General features: G+C 72.7%; 12 protein-coding genes. 7 read left to right on the top strand and 5 right to left on the bottom strand.

The features are described from left to right. Positions 1–111 precede the first annotated feature (111 nt). The 4 genes from glgB to ACI79P_RS00760 form a co-directional block, all read right to left on the bottom strand. Positions 112–2,973 (bottom strand): 1,4-alpha-glucan branching protein GlgB, encoded by a 2,862-nt coding sequence (glgB, locus tag ACI79P_RS00775; RefSeq protein WP_456579132.1) that lies wholly within the window; start codon positions 2,971–2,973, stop codon positions 112–114. A 52-nt stretch (positions 2,974–3,025) separates the two neighbouring features. After that, the gene (locus ACI79P_RS00770; protein ID WP_456579131.1) at positions 3,026–4,393 is read right to left on the bottom strand and encodes a maltokinase N-terminal cap-like domain-containing protein; all 1,368 of its coding nucleotides are present in this window, start codon (positions 4,391–4,393) and stop codon (positions 3,026–3,028) included. Next, positions 4,390–6,207, bottom strand: coding sequence for a maltose alpha-D-glucosyltransferase (treS, locus tag ACI79P_RS00765; protein WP_456579130.1), 1,818 nt, complete (start codon positions 6,205–6,207; stop codon positions 4,390–4,392). The genes ACI79P_RS00770 and treS overlap by 4 nt, the downstream gene beginning before the upstream one ends. Before the next feature lie 95 nt (positions 6,208–6,302). Next, positions 6,303–8,336: an alpha-1,4-glucan--maltose-1-phosphate maltosyltransferase gene (locus ACI79P_RS00760; protein WP_456579129.1), complete on the bottom strand. Its 2,034-nt coding sequence runs from the start codon at positions 8,334–8,336 to the stop codon at positions 6,303–6,305. A 145-nt stretch (positions 8,337–8,481) separates the two neighbouring features. Here ACI79P_RS00760 and glgP point away from each other — a divergent pair, with 145 nt between their 5' ends. Both glgP and ACI79P_RS00750 read left to right on the top strand, forming a co-directional pair. Further along, the gene (gene glgP / locus ACI79P_RS00755; RefSeq protein WP_456579128.1) at positions 8,482–11,031 is read left to right on the top strand and encodes an alpha-glucan family phosphorylase; all 2,550 of its coding nucleotides are present in this window, start codon (positions 8,482–8,484) and stop codon (positions 11,029–11,031) included. 122 nt (positions 11,032–11,153) lie between these two features. Further along, positions 11,154–12,104 (top strand): FHA domain-containing protein, encoded by a 951-nt coding sequence (locus ACI79P_RS00750; RefSeq protein WP_456579127.1) that lies wholly within the window; start codon positions 11,154–11,156, stop codon positions 12,102–12,104. A gap of 116 nt (positions 12,105–12,220) precedes the next feature. On the opposite strand, the gene glgX is transcribed toward ACI79P_RS00750, so the two are convergent. Beyond that, the gene (glgX, locus tag ACI79P_RS00745) at positions 12,221–14,371 is read right to left on the bottom strand and encodes a glycogen debranching protein GlgX (RefSeq protein ID WP_456579126.1); all 2,151 of its coding nucleotides are present in this window, start codon (positions 14,369–14,371) and stop codon (positions 12,221–12,223) included. Positions 14,372–14,480: 109 nt separating this feature from the next. Between glgX and ACI79P_RS00740 the strand changes: the two genes are divergently transcribed. The 5 genes from ACI79P_RS00740 (at position 14,481) to ACI79P_RS00720 (ending at position 19,114) form a co-directional block, all read left to right on the top strand. Then, complete coding sequence (locus ACI79P_RS00740; RefSeq protein WP_456579125.1) at positions 14,481–15,248, top strand: ABC transporter ATP-binding protein; 768 nt, start codon at positions 14,481–14,483, stop codon at positions 15,246–15,248. Between the two features lie 75 nt (positions 15,249–15,323). Beyond that, the gene (locus ACI79P_RS00735) at positions 15,324–16,112 is read left to right on the top strand and encodes an enoyl-CoA hydratase/isomerase family protein (RefSeq protein ID WP_456579124.1); all 789 of its coding nucleotides are present in this window, start codon (positions 15,324–15,326) and stop codon (positions 16,110–16,112) included. Positions 16,113–16,126: 14 nt separating this feature from the next. Next, a complete protein-coding gene (gene cds1 / locus ACI79P_RS00730) occupies positions 16,127–17,221 on the top strand; it encodes an L-cysteine desulfhydrase Cds1 (protein WP_456579123.1) in 1,095 nt (364 codons plus the stop codon). 116 nt (positions 17,222–17,337) lie between these two features. Further along, complete coding sequence (locus ACI79P_RS00725) at positions 17,338–18,117, top strand: electron transfer flavoprotein subunit beta/FixA family protein (protein WP_456579122.1); 780 nt, start codon at positions 17,338–17,340, stop codon at positions 18,115–18,117. A 34-nt stretch (positions 18,118–18,151) separates the two neighbouring features. Beyond that, a complete protein-coding gene (locus ACI79P_RS00720) occupies positions 18,152–19,114 on the top strand; it encodes an electron transfer flavoprotein subunit alpha/FixB family protein (RefSeq protein ID WP_456579121.1) in 963 nt (320 codons plus the stop codon). Positions 19,115–19,132 lie beyond the last annotated feature (18 nt).

Genomic DNA, 19,132 nt, shown 5'->3' with positions numbered 1-19,132 from the left:
TCGCGCGTCCGGGAGGCCGCGCGAGCACAGCATGCCCGGTGACGTTCTGGAACGGCCACCCTCCAGGGCCCCACGCCGAGCTTGCGAGGCGTGGGGGGAAGGGTGCTCCCTCTACTCGTGCAGGAACCAGACGGTGCCCAGCGGGGGAGCGGCGATCGTCGCCGAGTAGGGCTGGCCGTGCCACGGTTCCGGCTCGGCCTCCACGCCGCCGTAGTTGCCGACGCCGGAGCCGCCGTAGCCCTCGGCGTCGGTGTTGAGCACCTCGCGCCACTGGCCCGGGCGGGGCAGCCCGATGCGGTACTCGTGGTGCGGAGCGCCGGAGAAGTTGACGACGCAGGCCAGCGCCGACCCCTGCGCCGAGCTCCCCGCCGTCTCCTCGCCGCCGTCCCCGGCGGGGACGGTGCCCTGCGGAGCGGCCCCGTACCGCAGGAAGGAGAGCACGTTGCCCGACGCGTCGTTGGCGTCGATCCACTGGAACCCGGCCGGGTCGACGTCCTGCGACCAGAGGGCGTCGCACTCCTTGTACCGGCCGTTGAGGTCGGTGACCAGCTGCAGGATGCCGCGGTGCGCGGGGTCGTCGAGGTGCCACCAGTCCAGCGAGCGGCCCTCGGCCCACTCCGCGTCTTGCGCGAACTCCGACCCCATGAACAGCAGCTGCTTGCCCGGGTGGGCCCACATGTAGGCCAGGTAGGCGCGCAGGTTGGCCAGCTGCTGCCAGCGGTCGCCGGGCATCTTCCGCAGCATCGAGCCCTTGCCGTACACGACCTCGTCGTGGCTGATCGGCAGGACGTAGTTCTCGGTGTAGGCGTAGTGCATCGAGAACGTGAGCTGACCGTGGTGGTAGCTGCGGTAGATCGGCTCGCGCTCGACGTAGGCCAGCGAGTCGTGCATCCAGCCCATGTTCCACTTGAACCCGAAGCCCAGGCCGCCGAGATGGGTGGGCCGGGTGACCCCCGGCCAGGCGGTGGACTCCTCGGCGATCGTCATGACGCCGGGGACCTCGCGGTAGACCGTCGCGTTGAACTCCTGCAGGAAGGCGACGGCCTCCAGGTTCTCCCGCCCGCCGTACTTGTTGGGCAGCCACTCGCTGCGGGAGTAGTCCAGGTAGAGCATCGAGGCCACCGCGTCGACGCGGATGCCGTCGACGTGGAACTCCTTGCACCAGTACAGGGCGTTGGCGACCAGGAAGTTGCGGACCTCCGACCGGCCGAAGTCGAAGACGAGGGTGCCCCAGTCCAGCTGCTCGCCCCGGCGCGGGTCACCGTGCTCGTAGAGCGGCGTGCCGTCGAAGCGGGCCAGCGCCCACTCGTCCTTGGGGAAGTGGGCGGGCACCCAGTCGACGATGACGCCGATGCCGGCCTGGTGCGCCCGGTCGATCAGGTAGCGCAGGTCGTCCGGGCTCCCGTAGCGGGACGTCGGCGCGTAGTACGAGGTGACCTGGTAGCCCCAGGAGCCGCCGAACGGGTGCTCGGCCAGCGGCATGAACTCGATGTGGGTGAACCCGGCGTCGCGGACGTAGTCGACGAGCTCGTCGGCCATCTCGCGGTAGGACAGCCCTTGCCGCCAGGAGCCGGCGTGCACCTCGTAGACGCTCATCGGGCGCTGGTGCCAGCCGGCCTCCGCCCGCTGCTCGAGCCAGGTGTCGTCGGCCCACTCGTAGGTGGACTCGGTGACCACGGAGGCGTTCAGCGGCGGCACCTCGGTGGCGAAGGCGAGCGGGTCGGACTTCTCGCGCCAGGTGCCGTCCGCGCCGAGCACGTGGTACCGGTACCGCGTCCCGACCTGCACGCCCGGGATGAAGATCTCCCAGACGCCGGAGGACCCGAGCATGCGCATCGGGTAGGCCCGGGCCTGCCAGTAGTCGAAGTCGCCGGTGACCTTCACGCCCTGGGCGCTCGGTGCCCAGACGGCGAACGAGACGCCCTCGACGGTGCCGCGGGGCGTCTCGTAGCGGCGGACGTGCGCGCCGAGCACCTCCCACAGCCGCTCGTGGCGTCCCTCGCGGATGAGGTGCTCGTCCAGGGACCCGAGCGTGGGCAGCCAGCGGAAGGGGTCGTCGACGGTGTGCGTCGTCGTCCCGCCCTCGCCGCCGCCGTAGACGACCTCGATCCGGTAGTCCCCGGGCTGGCGGGGGAGCACCGCCTCGTAGATGCCGCCGGCGTGCAGGGGCGCGGCCTCGTACCGGCTGCCGTCCTCGTCGAGGACGGCGACGCTGACGGCGTCCGGGCGCAGCGTCCGCACGGCCCAGCCCTCGGCGGTGCGGTGCGCGCCGAGGATCCGGTGCGGGTCGCGCGACCAGCCCTCGACGATCGCCCGCAGCTCGTCCTCCGCGAACTCCTCGATCGCGGCGTCCTCCGCGGCGCCGGCGGTGGTGCCGCCCGCGGGGGAGCCGTGGTCGGAGGTTGCGCTGTCGGCAGGGGATGCGTCGGCCCTCGGGACCGGCGCCGCGGGCTCCGCGGAGCCGTCGGAGCCCGCCCGGTCCTCGGTCGGGGCCTGCGGGGTGGGCGGCGTCGCCGGGTCGGGGTCGGGCGCCTCCGGCTGACCGGCCGGCGCACCGGAGGGGGAGCCGGGCTCGGCGATCGGCGCGGGCGCGACCACCGGGTTGGCGGTCACCTCGGTCTCCTCGCTGCCCGGCTCCGGGGTGGCCTCGGTGGCCGTGGGCGCCGCGGCGACCTTCTTGGCGGTCGCCCGCTTCGCGGCGGCGGGCTTGCTGTCGCCGGAGGGCTTGCTGTCAGCGGCAGCCTTCGCCGGCGCCGCCTTCTTCGCCGGGGCGGCCTTCTTGGCGGCCGGGGCCTTCTTCGCCGGCGCGGCCTTCTTCGCCGCGGCCCGCTTGGTGCTCTTCCTGGCCGGCTCGGCGTTCACCGGCGGCTCGCTACCGGCGGCCGCCTCCGCCTGCGCCACCCGTTCCTCCACGGCGCGCTGCAGATCGTCCTTGCCGGCCACGGGGCTCTCGCCTCGGTCGTCGGTCGTCATGGTCTCGCCGTCCTCGTCCGTTCTCGGTGCTCTGGTCCGTCGGTTCGGGAGCTCAGTCGCGACCGGCGAGCCGGGCGATCGACTGGAGCGGGATCATCAGCCAGTGCGGACGGTTCCTCGCCTCGTAGACGCATTCGTAAACCGCCTTGTCGGCCTCGAACGCCCGAAGGAGTGGTGAGTCCCCGCACGGGTCCATCCCGCTGGCCTCGGAGTACCCGGCGCAGAAGGCGGCGCGGTTGCGCGCCGCCCACTCCTGAGCGCGGTACTCGCGCTGGGTGTCCTCGGGCTGCTCGACGAGCAGGTGCCGGGCGGCGTAGTCGAAGCTCCGCAGCATGCCGGCGACGTCCCGCAGCGGGCTGTCGAGCTCGCGACGGGCGGCCAGCGGGCGGGCCGGCTCGCCCTCGAAGTCGAGGATGATCCAGCCGGTGGCCGTGCGCAGCACCTGACCCAGGTGGAGGTCACCGTGCACCCGCTGGCGCACGACCGGCTCCTCGCTCTCGCTCACCGCGGCGTACACCTCCCGCAGCGCCTCGGCGTGCTCCTGCAGCTGCGGCACGATCTCGATGGCGGCGTCCAGACGTTCCGACATCTGCCGGGCGACGGTGGCCAGCCACCCGGGGTCGGCCTGTTCCGTGGGCAGGACCGCGGCCAGGTCGGCGTGCACCGACGCGGTCGCCGCCCCCAGCCGCTCGCTGTCGGCGGCGAAGTCGCCCCCGACCTCGTCGGCGTGCAGGTCGCCCTCGGCGTAGAGGTCGCGGACGCTGGCGGTGGCCAGCCGCCAGCCGTCGCTGGCGTTGGGGACGAAGGTCTGCAGCATCGCGACGGTGGCGGGGGCGTCGCCCTGCGGGTCGTCGATCTCGATGTGGCCGAGCAGCGCGGCGATGTGCGGGTTGTCCGCCCGGCGCAGCGCGTCGTGGATCTCGACGTCGGGGTTGAGCCCCGGCTCCAGCCGGCGGAAGAGCTTGAGGATCGCCTCCTGGCCGTAGACCAGGGAGGTGTTGCTCTGCTCGGTGGAGACGATGTCGCCGGGCAGCCCCTCGGGGATGTCCCCCTCGCCGGCGGGGGAGAAGCGCATCGGCCCGATCGACGAGCCCTGGGCCAGGTGGATCAACCAGGGCGCGGTGGACTCGCGGTCGCGCATCGCGTCGTAGGCGTAGGTCTCCCGGCCCTCGTTGGACACTGCGCCGACGAGCGCGGTCTCCAGGTCCTCGGCCGGGTGGTCCCGCCACGACAGCGGGACCAGGTAGGTCTCGGTCACGTCGTCGGCGTACCGGATGCGGACCCGGTGCACGGAGAGGACCGGGTTCCCGCGGTCCAGGAAGAAGCCGTCCTCGGTCACCTCGGCCCACTCGCGGCCCTTGCCGCCGAACCAGCGCTGGTGGGGGATCCAGTCGCGGAACAGCTCGGTCAGTGCGCTCATCGGGGGTCTCCGGACTCGTCGGACGGCTCGTCGGCGGCGCTGACCACGCCGGCGGCCAGCAGGGAGTCGGCCACGGCGCTGGATGTGGCGCTGGCCCAGTCCTCGTGCTCGTCGGGGGCCGGCTGGTTCGGCTTGGAGAGCTCGAACCAGTAGAAGCCGTGCCCGGCGAGCGTGAGCATGTACGGCAGGACGCCGATCTGCGGGAACTCGACCCGCCCGGTGAGCTCGATCGGCGTGTAGCCCTCGAACTCGCGCAGGTCCAGCTCCACCGGCTGCGGGAAGCGCGAGAGGTTGTTGACGCACAGCACGACGTCGTCCCCGAACCGGCGGACGAACGACAGCACCGTCGGGTTGCGGGAGCCGACCTCCTCGAAGGTGCCCAGGCCGAACGTCGGGTGCTGCCCGCGGACCTGGATCATCCGCCGCAGCCACTGCAGCAGCGAGTTGGTGTTGCGCAGCTGCGACTCCACGTTGGTGACCTGGTACCCGTAGACCGGGTCCTGGTTCAGCGGCAGGTACATGCGCTGCGGGTCGGCGGTGGAGAAGCCGCCGTTGCGGTCGGGGGTCCACTGCATCGGCGTGCGGACGCCATCCCGGTCACCGAGCCAGATGTTGTCGCCCATGCCGATCTCGTCGCCGTAGTACAGGACCGGCGAGCCCGGCAGCGACAGCAGCAGCGCGTTGAACAGCTCGAGGGTGTTGACGTCGTTGTCCAGCAGCGGGGCCAGCCGCCGGCGGATGCCGATGTTGGCCTTCATGCGGGGGTCCTTGGCGTACTCGCCCCACATGTAGTCGCGTTCCTCGTCGGTGACCATCTCGAGCGTCAGCTCGTCGTGGTTGCGGAGGAAGACCCCCCACTGGCAGTTGTCGGGGATGTCGGGCGTCTGCGCCATGATCTCCGAGATCGGGAACCGCTGCTCCCGGCGCACCGCCATGAACAGGCGCGGCATGACGGGGAAGTGGAACGCCATCTGGCACTCGTCGCCGTCCTCGCCGAAGTACTCCACGACGTCGGCCGGCCACTGGTTCGCCTCGCACAGCAGCACCCGGTCGGGGTAGCCCGCGTCGACGACCTTGCGCACCTCCTTGAGGAACTCGTGGGTGCGCGGCAGGTTCTCGCAGTTGGTGCCCTCCTCCTCGAAGAGGTAGGGCACCGCGTCGAGCCGGAAGCCGTCGATGCCCAGGTCCAGCCAGAAGCGGAGGGCGTCGATGATCGCCTCGCGCACCTTCGGGTTCTCGAAGTTGAGGTCCGGCTGGTGGGAGAAGAAGCGGTGCCAGAAGTACTGCTTGCGCACCGGGTCGAAGGTCCAGTTGGAGCTCTCGGTGTCGACGAAGATGATCCGCGCGTCGGCGTAGCCGGTATCGTCGTCGGCCCAGACGTAGAAGTCGCCGTACGGGCCCTCCGGGTCGCTGCGGCTGGCCTGGAACCAGGGGTGCTGGTCCGAGGTGTGGTTCATGACGAAGTCGATGATCACGCGCATGCCACGGGCGTGGGCCTCGTCGAGGAACTCCTTGAAGTCCTCGATCGTGCCGAACTCGGGCAGCACCGCGGTGTAGTCGCTGACGTCGTAGCCGCCGTCGCGCAGCGGGGAGGCGAAGAACGGCGGGAGCCAGAGGCAGTCGACGCCGAGCCACTGCAGGTAGTCGAGCTTGTCGCGCATACCGCGGAGGTCGCCGACGCCGTCGGCGTTGCTGTCCGCGAACCCGCGGACGAGGACCTCGTAGAAGACCGCGCGCTTGTACCACTCGGGATCGGTGCCCGGCGGCGGCAGGGCGGAGCGGTGCGCGGGTGCGTCGGGGACGGGAACGGTCATCGGGAGCGGGTTCCCCTCTCGGGAGAAGGACCCCGTCCTCCCCACCCTTCGCAGGCTCAGGGCGGGACCCGGGACGGGGCCGGAGATCGATCTCTTCAGGAGACGGGCGGGGGGAACTGCACGGATCGCGGGAAGCTCAGCGCGAACACGTGCGCCGGCTCCCGGTGGGGGTCGAGCTCCACGTAGTTGAACTGGCCCCAGTCGTAGCGGGCCCCGGTGAGCTCGTCGGTGACCCCGAAGCGCTCGTGCCAGTCCAGCCCGAGCGCGGGCAGGTCCAGCGCCGTCGTCCCGATCTGGGTGTCCCGGCTGGACAGGTTCACGACGACGAGGACGGCGTCGTCGGACCCCGGGTCGGTCTTGGTGAAGCAGAGCAGGTTCGGGTTGTCGACCTGGTGGAAGCGCAGCGTGCGCAGCTGCTGCAGCGCCGGGTGAGCGCGCCGCACCTCGTTCAGCCGCCGCAGGTAGGGCGCCAGGCTCCGCCCGGACGCCTCGGCGCCGGCCCAGTCGCGGGGGCGCAGCACGTACTTCTCGCTGTCCAGGTACTCCTCGCTGCCCGGCTTCACCGCCACGTGCTCGAACAGCTCGAAGCCGGAGTAGACGCCCCAGGTCGGGCTCATCATCGCGGCGAGCACGGCCCGGATCTTGAACATCGGCGGGCCGCCGAACTGCAGCGACTCGTGGAGGATGTCCGGGGTGTTCACGAAGAAGTTCGGCCGCATGTAGTGGCTGTTGGCGGCCAGCTCGCGGCCGTACTCCTCGAGCTCCTCGCGCCCGGTCCGCCAGGTGAAGTACGTGTAGGACTGGGTGAAGCCGAGCCGGGCGAGCTGGTGCATCATCGCCGGCCGGGTGAACGCCTCCGCGAGGAAGAGCACGTCCGGGTCGGTCTTCTTGACCTCCCAGATCAGCCAGTGCCAGAAGTTCAGCGGCTTGGTGTGCGGGTTGTCGACGCGGAAGATGCGGACGCCGGCGTCCATCCAGACCCGGACCACCCGCAGGCACTCGGCGTAGATGCCCTCGGGGTCGTTGTCGAAGTTGACCGGGTAGATGTCCTGGTACTTCTTCGGCGGGTTCTCCGCGTACGCGATCGTCCCGTCGGGCTTGGTGGTGAACCACTCCGGGTGCTCCTTCACCCACGGGTGGTCGGGGGCGGCCTGGAGCGCGAAGTCGAGGGCCACCTCCATGCCCAGCTCACGGGTGCGGGCGACGAAGGCCCGGAAGTCCTCCATCGTGCCCAGCTGCGGGTGGACGGCGTCGTGCCCGCCCTCGTCGCTTCCGATCGCCCACGGCGAGCCCACGTCGTCCGGCCCCACGTCGTGCGGGTTGCCGCCGGGGAACTGGCTCGAGTTCGGGCCCTTGCGGTTCACCTTGCCGATCGGGTGGATCGGCGGCAGGTAGACGACGTCGAAGCCCATGTCCGCGACGGCGGGCAGCCGGTCGGCGGCCGTGGTGAAGGTGCCGTGGGTGGGCGCCCCGGCGACCACCGGGCCCTCCGACCGCGGGAAGAACTCGTACCAGGAGCCGAACAGGGCCTCCTTGCGGTCGACCCACACCTCGTACCGCGGGGAACGGGTGACCAGCTCGCGCACCGGGTGCTCGTGCAGGTAGCGCTGCAGGCCGGCGGCCAGGGCCGGGGCGATCCGGACGGTGAGCTCCTGCGAGGTGTCCCGCAGGGCGGCGGCCGCGGCCTCGACGCGCCCGCGCCAGTCCTCCTCGGCCTCGGCGGCCACCCGGTCGAGCAGCCGGGCGCCCTCCTCCAGGTCGTTGGCGAGCTCGTCGGCCCCCTGGCCGGCCTCGACCTTGACCTCGACGTGGTGCCGCCAGGTGGCCAGCGGGTCGCTCCACGCCTCGACGCAGAAGGTCCACCGCCCCTCGCGGTCGGGCACGACCGTGGTCAGCCACCGGTCGGGCTCCGGTGGCAGCTTCGCCATGCGCAGGAAGGGCGCGCTCGCGTCGTCGCCGTCCGGGGGCGTCCAGACGACGTTCGCGGCGACGGCGTCGTGGCCCTCGCGGAAGACGGTGGCGGTGACGGGTACGTGCTCCCCGACCACCGCGCGGGCCGAGAAGGACCCGCAGGACACGACGGGGGCGACATCGGTGATGCCGAGGCGGAGATCAGGGCGGCCAGTCATCGCCGACCACGCTACTGAGCTGCCGCCTCACCAGCATCTCGGCAGGCGTTCCACCCCGCGCGGCTCACCCGTCCGGGCCGGGGCGCTCCCCGTGCCCACCGCGCGGAGCCCTGCCCGGGGGCCCCGGAGTCGATAGGCTCCCCGGGTGCGAGCACTCCGTCGGTTCACCGTCCGCGCGGCTCTGCCGGGGCCGCTCCTGCCCCTCTCCCAGCTGGTGATGAACCTCCGCTGGTCCTGGCACGCCGAGTCCCGCGACCTCTTCGAGGCGCTCGACCCCGATCTCTGGCAGCGCTGCGGAGGGGACCCGGTGCGCGCCCTCGGTGAGGTGTCGGCCGAGCGGCTGGCCACCCTCGCCAAGGACCGGCGCTTCGTCCGGCGGCTGACCGACGCCGTCGACGACCTGGAGGAGTACCTGGGCACCCCGCGCTGGTACCAGTCGCTGGGCGACGAGGCGCCGCGCAGCATCGCCTACTTCTCCGCCGAGTTCGGCATCAGCGAGGTCCTCCCGCAGTACTCCGGGGGCCTGGGCATCCTCGCCGGCGACCACCTGAAGGCCGCCTCCGACCTCGGCGTCCCGCTGATCGGCGTGGGGCTGCTCTACCGCGCCGGCTACTTCAGCCAGGGGCTGTCCGCCGACGGCTGGCAGCTCGAGCACTACCCCTCGCTCGACCCGCACGGCCTGCCCATCAAGCTGCTGCGCCAGTCCGACGGCTCCGCCGTGGTCGTCACCGTGCCGCTGCCCGAGGGGCGCAGCCTGCACGCCCACGTCTGGCGCGCCCAGGTGGGCCGGGTCTCGCTGCTGCTGCTCGACAGCGACATCGAGGAGAACGCCCCCGGCGAGCGGCTGGTCACCGACCGGCTGTACGGCGGCGACGAGGACCACCGCCTCCGCCAGGAGATGCTGCTGGGCATCGGCGGGGTGCGGGCCCTGCGCGCCTACTGCTCGCTCACCGGCACCCCCCAGCCGGAGGTCTTCCACGCCAACGAGGGGCACGCCGGCTTCCAGGGCGTCGAGCGCATGCGCGAGCTCGCCGAGGCGCACGGCCTCTCCTTCCCCGAGGCGCTGCAGGCGGTGCGCGCCGGCACCGTGTTCACCACGCACACCCCGGTGCCGGCCGGTATCGACCGGTTCCCCAAGGCGCTCATCGAGCGCTACTTCGCCGGCTTCGGCGTGCCGATGGACCAGCTGCTGCCGCTGGGCGCCGAGGAGGACCCGGCGAAGTTCAACATGGCCCACATGGGCCTGCGCCTCGGGCAGCGGGCCAACGGTGTGAGCCAGCTGCACGGGCACGTCAGCCGGGGGATGTTCAAGGGCCTGTGGCCGGGCTTCGACGAGGGCGACGTGCCCATCGGCTCGATCACCAACGGGGTGCACGCGCCGACCTGGACCGCCCGCGAGCTGGTCGAGATGGGCACCCAGTCCTCCAGCGAGGGCGACCCGGTCGAGGTCGACGGCGACGTCCACTTCGACGGCGTCGACCGCATCCCGGCCGCCGAGCTGTGGGGGACCAGGCGCGTGCTGCGCGCCCGCCTGGTCGAGGAGGTGCGCCGGCGGGTCCGCGAGACGGCGCTCTCGCGCGGGGCCACCGAGGCCGAGGTGGGCTGGACCGACAGCGTCTTCGACCCCGACGTCCTCACCATCGGTTTCGCCCGCCGCGTGCCCTCCTACAAGCGGCTCACCCTGATGTTGCGCGACCCGGAGCGGCTCAAGGCGCTGCTGCTGGACCCCGAGCGGCCGATCCAGCTGGTCATCGCCGGCAAGAGCCACCCGGCCGACGACGGCGGGAAGAAGCTGATCCAGCAGATGGTGGCTTTCGCGGACGACCCGGAGATCCGGCACCGCATCGCGTTCCTGCCCGGCTACGACATCGGCATGGCGCGCTACCTCTACTGGGGCTGCGACGTCTGGCTGAACAACCCCCTGCGCCCGCTGGAGGCCTGCGGCACGTCGGGGATGAAGGCGGCGCTCAACGGCGGGCTGAACCTCTCCATCCGGGACGGCTGGTGGGACGAGTGGTTCGACGGCCAGAACGGCTGGGCGATCCCGACCGCCGACGGCGTCGCCGACCCCGACCGCCGCGACGAGGTCGAGGCGCGGGCGATCTACGACCTCCTCGAGAACCAGGTGCTGCCGCGGTTCTACGAGACCGACCGCGACGGCATCCCGGGCCGGTGGGTGGAGATGGTGCGGCACACGCTGCGCGAGACCGGCCCCAAGGTTCTGGCCACCCGGATGGTCCGCGACTACGTCCGCGCCCTCTACGTCCCGGCCGCGGGGTCGGCCCGCGCGATGGCCGCCGACGGCTACACGCCGGCGCGCAGCGAGGCCTCCTGGCGCTCGCAGGTGCTGCACCACTGGCACGACGTCCGGGTGGCCCACGTCGAGGCGACCGGCGCCGGGGACACCCCGGAGATCGGGTCGACGCTGGCGCTGCGCGCCGAGGTGGAGCTGCCCGGGCTGCAGCCCGGTGACGTCGAGGTGCAGGCCGCCTACGGCCGGGTCGACGACGCCGACGGGCTGCACGAGGTGACCACCGTGCCGATGGCGCACGAGCACACCGACGGGTCGCGGCACTGGTTCACCGCCACCGTGCCGCTGGAGCGCACGGGCGCCTTCGGCTACACGGTGCGCGTGCTGCCGCACTCGGAGCACCTCGCCGATCCGGCGGAGCTCGGCGTGGTGAGCACGGCCTGACGGTGAACCAGCGGGCACTCGGGCCACGCCGGTCACAGTGACCTCGTGTGACGTCGTCGCGCCCCGGCGTGGCGGCGGCCCGCGGTCAGCCAGAACGCTCGCCCTTCACTAGGCTGGACGCCATGCCCGACCGCTGTGAAGTGCTCCCCGGAGATGCCGTCGTCGCCCGCCGTGGCGGCGGCCTGCTGTGGGTCGACGCTCCCGGCTCGCCCGTCCTCGTGTCGGCTCTGCACGCCTGCCTGGGCGTGACGGGCCCCGGCGCCGACCGCGTGCTGGCCGCCGTGGCCGGTGAGGTGAGCTCCCTGGCCTCCGGTGGCGTCTCGTTCGCCCTCGTCGTCACCGGCGACGCCGGTAACGGCGTCGCGCTCTGGGCGGGCAAGGGTCAGCCGGCCGTCGACGGCGTCCCGCTCTCCGGCTCATCCGTCGAGGGGGGCACGCTCGCCTCCGGCTTCTCGCTGGGGCAGTCGCTGTACGTGGGCCCCGGCCAGTCCGCGCCGCGCACCACGCCGGGCGTGAGCTACGACCTGGTCGAGGGCACCGTGCCCGGTGGCGGCGCCACGCTGCACCTGGCCGGGGCGGCCCCGGCCGCCGCGGCCCCGGTGGCGGCGGCGTCGTCCTTCTCGGCGAGCACGGACTCCGGCTTCGGCGCCGGCCGCGGCTCCTCCGCGTCGGCGGCCCAGCCCGACTCGGGCGAGCAGACCGCGTTCTGGCGCCCCGAGTCGACCGAGGCCACGCCGATCCTGCGCTTCGACGACGGCATGGTCGTCACCATCGACGAGGACCTGGTGCTCGGGCGGCGTCCCGACAACCACGAGATGGTCTCCAGCGGCTCGGCGCGCGCGGTCCCGATCGCCGACACCCAGAACGTGCTCTCCTCGGCCCACGCGGCGCTGACCCGCAACGGCCGCGAGGTCTCGCTGGTCGACCTGGGCTCGCTCAACGGCACCCACGTCGCCGGCCCCGAGGCCACCGAGTGGACCCAGCTCGAGCCGGGCGTGGCGCACCCGCTCTCCGACGGTGACCGCCTGCTCCTGGGCTGGACCGTCATCACCTTCGAGCAGCCGCAGGAGTAGCACTTCTGCCCTGTCACGCCGAGTGGGGCCCGGAGGGCTCCGCGCAGGCGTGACGCAGCGGCTCCGCACAGGTGGGGACGGCACCTGGCCGCGGTGCGATCCGGAGGATCGCGGTGTCACGGCCGGCGCTCGACCCGCAGCAGCCAGACGCAGCGGCCGGGCAGCTCCACCGGTCCGGGCGGCAGGAACGTGATCGCCGGCGGGGCGCCGCGGGCGTACTCGGTGGAGACCACCAGCTCGTAGCCGTCCGCCCACGGTGGCCCGGGCAGCTCGACGGTCACCGGGTCGGGGCCGGCGTGCAGCTGCACCAGGTAGGAGTCGTCGACGACGGGGTGGCCGTACTCGTCGCGGTGCCGGATGCCCCGGCCGTCGAGGTACATGCCCACGGTCTGCAGTCCGGTGTCGAACCAGTGCGCCGTGGTGAGCTGGCCGCCGCCCGGGGCGAACCAGGCGAGGTCGCGGGTGCCCTCGGTGCCCGGCAGCTCGTGGCCCTCGAAGAACGCCTCCTGCCGCAGCACCGGGGCGCCGCGGCGCAGCCGGACCAGCCGGGTGACGAAGGCGAGCAGGTCCTCGTCGGCGGCGGCCCAGTCCAGCCAGGAGATCTCGTTGTCCTGGCAGTAGGCGTTGTTGTTGCCCTGCTGGGTCCGGCACAGCTCGTCGCCGGCGGTCAGCATCGGCACCCCGGTGGAGAGCAGCAGGGTGGCCAGCAGGTTGCGCACCTGGCGCGCGCGCAGGGCCAGCACCTCGGGGTCGTCGGTGGGCCCCTCGACGCCGCAGTTCCAGTTCCGGTTGTGGCTCTCGCCGTCCCGGTTCTCCTCGCCGTTGGCCTCGTTGCGCTTCTGCTCGTAGGCGACCAGGTCGGCGAGGGGGAAGCCGTCGTGCGCGGTGACGAAGTTGATGCTGGCGAACGGGCGGCGGCCGTCGGAGCGGTAGAGGTCCGAGGAGCCGGTCAGCCGGTAGGCGAGGTCGCGCACGCCGACGTGCGCGCCCGACCAGACGTCGCGCACGGTGTCGCGGTACTTGCCGTTCCACTCCGTCCACGGCGGCGGGAAGTTGCCCACCTGGTAGCCCCCCGGACCGACGTCCCAGGGCTCGGCGATCAGCTTCACCTGGCTGACCACCGGGTCCTGGTGCACGACGTCGAAGAACGCCGACAGCCGGTCGACGTCGTGCATCGAGCGGGCCAGCGCCGAGGCGAGGTCGAAGCGGAAGCCGTCGACGTGCATCTCGGTGACCCAGTAGCGCAGCGAGTCCATGAGCAGGCCCAGCACCGCCGGCCGGCGCACGTCCAGAGTGTTCCCGCAGCCGGTGTAGTCGGTGTAGCGGGAGGGGTTGGCCCCGTCGAGCCGGTAGTAGCCGGGGTTGTCGATGCCCTTGAACGACAGCGTGGGCCCGGTGTGGTCGCCCTCGGCCGTGTGGTTGTAGACGACGTCGAGGATGACCTCGATGCCGGCGGCGTGCAGCTCCTTGACCATCGTCTTGAACTCGGTCACCTGCTGGCCGCCGCTGCCCGCGGCGCTGTAGGCGGCGTGCGGCGCGAAGTAGCCCAGCGTGTTGTAACCCCAGTAGTTGGTCAGCCCGCGGCGCAGCAGGTGCGGCTCGCTGACGAAGTGGTGCACCGGGAGCAGCTCGACCGCTGTCACGCCGAGCGCCAGCAGGTGCTCGACGAAGGCGGGGTGGGCCAGCCCCGCGTAGGTGCCCCGCAGGTGCGGCGGGACGCCGGGGTGCCGGGCGGTGGCCCCCTTGACGTGCACCTCGTAGATGACGGTGTCCGACCACGAACGGCGCAGCGGGCGGTCGCCGTCCCAGGGGAACGGGTCGTGGACGACGACGCCGCGGGGGACGTGGGGAGCGGAGTCCTGGCCGTCGGGGACGGCGGAGTCCGGGTGCTCGACGGGGTGGCCGAACAGCGCTTCGTGCAGCTCCAGCTCCCCGTCCACGGCCCGCGCGTAGGGGTCCAGCAGCAGCTTGGCCGGGTTGTACCGGGAACCGGAGAACGGGTCGTAGCCGCCGTGGACCCGGTAGCCGTAGCGCTGCCCCGGGCCGACGCCGGGCAGCCGGCCGTGCCACACCTGGTGGGTCGTCTCCTCCAGCCGGTGCCGGTGCTCGGTCCCGTCGGGGTCGAACAGACAGAGGTCGACGGCGGAGGCGCCGGCCGACCACAGCGCGAAGTTCGTCCCGCGGCCGTCCCAGACCGCACCCAGCGGTGCGGGGGCGCCGGGCAGCACGTCGAGGAGCGGGCGTCCGGCCGCAGTGTGTTCGGTCACCGGGCGATCGTGCCAAGCCGCCGACCGGAGCGGGCGCACCGACCGGCGCGACGGTTGGTTGGATGGGGGCGTGCCGAACCCTGACGCCCCCGGAGGGGCGGTCGTACGGATGACCGGAGTCGACGTCGTCCGGGGCGGGAACCACCTGCTCCGCGGCGTCGACTGGGCCGTGGAGGAGGACCACCGCTGGGTGGTGCTCGGCCCCAACGGGGCGGGCAAGACCACGCTCCTGCAGCTCGCGGCCGCGCAGCTGCACCCGACGCGGGGCGAGGTGCGGCTGCTCGGCGAGACGCTCGGCGCCGTCGACGTCTTCGAGCTGCGGCCCCGCATCGGGCTGACCAGCGCCTCGCTGGCCCAGCGGATCGGGCCCGCGGAGAAGACCGGGGACGTCGTCGTCTCGGCCGGGTACGCCGTCGTCGGCCGATGGCGGGAGCGGTACGACGTCCACGACCTCACCCGGGCCGGGATGCTCATGGCGCAGTGGGGCGTGGCCCAGTACGCGCACCGCCCTTTCGGCACCCTCAGCGAGGGCGAGCGCAAGCGCACCCAGATCGCCCGCGCGCTGATGCCCGACCCGGAGCTGCTGCTGCTCGACGAGCCCGGGGCCGGCCTCGACCTGGGCGGTCGCGAGGACCTCGTCGCCCGGCTCTCCGACCTGGCGAGGTACCACTACGCGCCCGCCCAGGTGCTGGTCACCCACCACGTCGAGGAGATCCCGCCGGGCTACACCCACGCGCTGCTGCTGCGCGAGGGGGAGGTCGTCGCCTCGGGCGCGGCCGACGACGTCCTCACCTCGGACCACCTCTCGGACACCTTCGGCCTGCCGCTGGACCTCGCCCGCACCGACGGCCGGTTCACCGCCAAGCGCGCTTCCTGAGGCGGCCCCCCTCCCGAGGCTCGGCCCGAGCGGAGCGAGGGTCGAGGGGGAGGGGGTCCTTATAAGGTGCCGTCCATGGCATCGACCCCCGAGTTCGTGACCCTGCAGGTGGACGACGGGGTGGGCACCATCCGCCTCGACCGGCCGAAGATGAACGCGATCGACGAGCAGCTGCACCTGGAGATCCGGGCGGCCGCGCTCGAGGCCGGTGCGCGGTCGGACGTGCGCGCCGTCGTCCTCTACGGCGGGGAGCGGGTCTTCGCCGCGGGCGCCGACATCAAGGCGATGTCGCAGCTGGACGGGCGGTCCATGGTCGCCTGGGGCCGCGAGCTGCAGAACTCCTTCCGCGCGGTCGCGCGGATCCCGAAGCCGGTCATCGCCGCCGTCACCGGCTACGCCCTCGGCGGCGGCTACGAGCTGGCGCTGTGCGCGGACTTCCGCGTGCTCGGCGCGGGCGCGAAGGTCGGCCAGCCCGAGATCCTGCTCGGGGTGATCCCGGGCGCCGGCGGGACCCAGCGGCTGGCCCGCCTCGTCGGCCCGGCCCGGGCCAAGGACCTGGTCTTCACCGGCCGGCACGTCGGCGCCGAGGAGGCCCTGGAGATGGGGCTGGCCGACGCCGTCGTCCCCGACGCCGAGGTGTACGACACCGCTCTCGCCATGGCGCGCAAGCTCGCCGGCGGCCCGCCGCTGGCGCTCGCGGCGGCCAAGCGGGCGATCGACGAGGGGCTGGACCTGCCCCTGGACCAGGGGCTGGACCTGGAGAGCCGGCTGTTCGCCGAGCTGTTCGACACCGAGGACCAGGCCGCCGGGATGCGCTCGTTCCTGGAGAGCGGCCCGGGCAAGGCCGAGTTCTCCGGCCGCTGAGCCCGGTGGAGGGTGTGGTCGACCGGTCGGGCCCCGGCGGCCGGGCGTGGGTGGACCGGGCCGTCGCCGCCGTCGAGGCCGACGCCCGGCGGAGCGCGGACACCCACCTGCTGGTCTACCCCCTGCCGCCGGAGTGGGGGGTGAACCTCTACCTCAAGGACGAGTCCACCCACCCCACCGGCAGCCTGAAGCACCGGCTCGCGCGGTCGCTCTTCCTGTACGGGCTGTGCTCCGGGCAGATCACCGAGGGCAGCACCGTCGTCGAGGCCTCGAGCGGGTCGACAGCGGTGAGCGAGGCCTACTTCGCCCGGATGCTGGGCCTGCCGTTCGTCGCCGTCATGCCGCGCTCGACCAGCCCCGAGAAGGTCGCGCTCATCGAGTTCCACGGCGGCCGCTGCCACTTCGTCGACCGGGTGGCGGAGATCTACGAGGAGGCCCGGCGGCTGGCCGCCGAGTGCGGCGGGCACTACCTGGACCAGTTCACCTACGCCGAGCGGGCCACGGACTGGCGCGGCAACAACAACATCGCAGAGTCGGTCTTCGAGCAGCTCGCCGCCGAGCGGTACCCGGTGCCGGAGTGGGTCGTGGTCGGCGCCGGCACCGGCGGCACGAGCGCGACGATCGGGCGGTACATCCGCTACCGGCGGCACCCCACGCGGCTGGCCGTCGTCGACCCGGAGAACTCCGCGTTCTTCCCCGGGTACGCGGCCGGGGACCCGGGGTGGACGACCGGGGCGCCGTCACGCATCGAGGGGATCGGGCGGCCGCGCGTGGAGCCCTCGTTCGTGCCGACCATCGTCGACCGGATGATCGCCGTCCCCGACGCCGCGTCGCTGGCCGCGATGCGGCACCTGGAGCAGGTCACCGGACGCCGGGCCGGCGGCTCCACCGGCACGAACCTGTGGGGGGCCTTCGGACTGGTCGCCGAGATGGTCGCGGCGGGCCGCACGGGGAGCGTGGTGACGCTGCTCTGCGACGGCGGAGAGCGGTACGCGCGGACGTACTACTCCGACGACTGGGTGGCCGCCCAGGGGCTGGACCTGGCGCCGTACACGGCGGTCCTGCGCCGGTTCGCCGCGACGGGGGAGTGGCCGGGCCCGCCGGCGTGACGTGCCTCACCCGCCCCTCGTACCGCGGCGGCGTTACTCCGCAGTAGCCTCCATGATCGGAGCCAGGCGGGCCTCGTGCCCGCATCCTGAACGCGTCCTGAGGAAGGTTCAGCGCGATGAACATCGTCGTTCTTGTCAAGCAGGTCCCGGACTCGGGAAGTGAGCGCAAGCTGGACCCGGCCGACAACACCGTCGACCGTGCGTCCGCCGACAACGTGATCAACGAGATGGACGAGTACGCCATCGAGGAGGCGCTCACCATCAAGGAGGCGCAGGGCGGCGAGGTCACCGTGCTGACCGTCGGGCCCGACTCCGCCACCGACGCCATCCGCAAGGCGCTCTCCATGGGCGCCGACAAGGCCGTGCACGTCGTCGACGACGCCATCCACGGCTCCTGCGCGGTGCAGACCTCCGCGGTCATCGCCGCGGCGCTGGGCCAGATGGAGTTCGACCTGGTCATGTGCGGCGCGGAGGCCACCGACGCTCAGCTGTCGGTCATGCCCGCCCTGCTCGCCGAGCGCCTGGGTCTCCCGCAGCTCTCCGGCGCCCGCAAGGTCACCATCGAGGGCGGCGTCGCCAAGGTGGAGCGGCAGACCGACGGCGGCTACTGGGCACTCGAGGCCCCGCTCCCGGCGATCATCTCCACCTGGGACACGATCAACGAGCCGCGGTACCCCTCGTTCAAGGGGATCATGGCCGCCAAGAAGAAGCCGGTGGAGACCAAGACCCTGGCCGACCTGGGCCTCGACGCCGGCAGCGTCGGCCTGGCCACCGCCACCAGCAAGGTGCTCGACTTCGCCGGCCGCCCGCCGAAGGGCGAGGGCGTCAAGGTGACCGACGAGGGCGACGGCGCGCAGAAGTTCGTCGACTACCTCGCCGCCCAGAAGATCGTCTGACCCCGCCCGGATCCAAGGAAGAGGAGAACATCCCATGGCAGAGGTCCTGGTCCTTGCCGAGCTCAACCCGGCCGGCGGCGGTGTTCGCAAGACCACGCTGGAAGCCCTGACCGCGGCGCGCGCGCTCGGTGAGCCGTCGGCCGTCGTCCTCGGTGCCCCGGGCACCGCCGCCGGCGTCAAGGACGCCCTCGCGGAGTACGGCGCCGCCACCGTCTACGTCGCCGAGTCCGAGGACGTCGACGCCTACCTGGTGGCCCCCAAGGCCGAGGTGCTGGCGCAGCTGGTGAGCGAGAAGTCGCCCGCCGCCGTCGTCATCCCCTCCTCGCCGGAGGGCAAGGAGATCGCCGCCCGCCTGGCCATCAAGACCGGCAGCGGTTTCCTCACCGACGTCACCGAGATCGCCCCCGACGGCACCGCCACGCAGGCGGCGTTCGCCGGGGCGACGATCGTGCACTCGCAGGTGACGGTCGGCACCCCGATCTACACGCTCCGCGGCAACTCGGTCACCCCCGAGCCGGCCCCCGCCGCCGGTGCCGAGCAGACCGTCGACGTCGCGGTGAGCGACGCGGCCAAGCAGGTCCGGGTCGTCGAGCGGGTCGTGGAGCAGAAGAGCAACCGCCCCGAGCTCACCGAGGCCTCCATCGTCGTCTCCGGTGGCCGCGGTGTGGCCAGCGCCGAGAACTTCTCGATCATCGAGGGCCTGGCCGACTCGCTCGGTGCGGCCGTGGGCGCCTCGCGCGCCGCGGTCGACTCCGGCTTCTACCCCCACAGCTTCCAGGTGGGGCAGACCGGCAAGACCGTCTCGCCGCAGCTCTACGTGGCCGTCGGCATCTCCGGCGCCATCCAGCACCGCGCCGGCATGCAGACCAGCAAGACGATCGTCGCCATCAACAAGGACCCCGAGGCGCCGATCTTCGAGCTGGCCGACTTCGGCGTGATCGGTGACCTGAACACCGTCGTGCCGGCCGCCACCGAGCAGATCAACGCCCGCAAGTAGCGGCACCCGTCGAGGGCC

The organism is Blastococcus sp. SYSU DS0510, assembly GCF_054050835.1.
The sequence above is the reverse complement of the archived record's forward strand: the minus strand, read 5'-3'. Positions and strand labels throughout refer to the sequence as shown.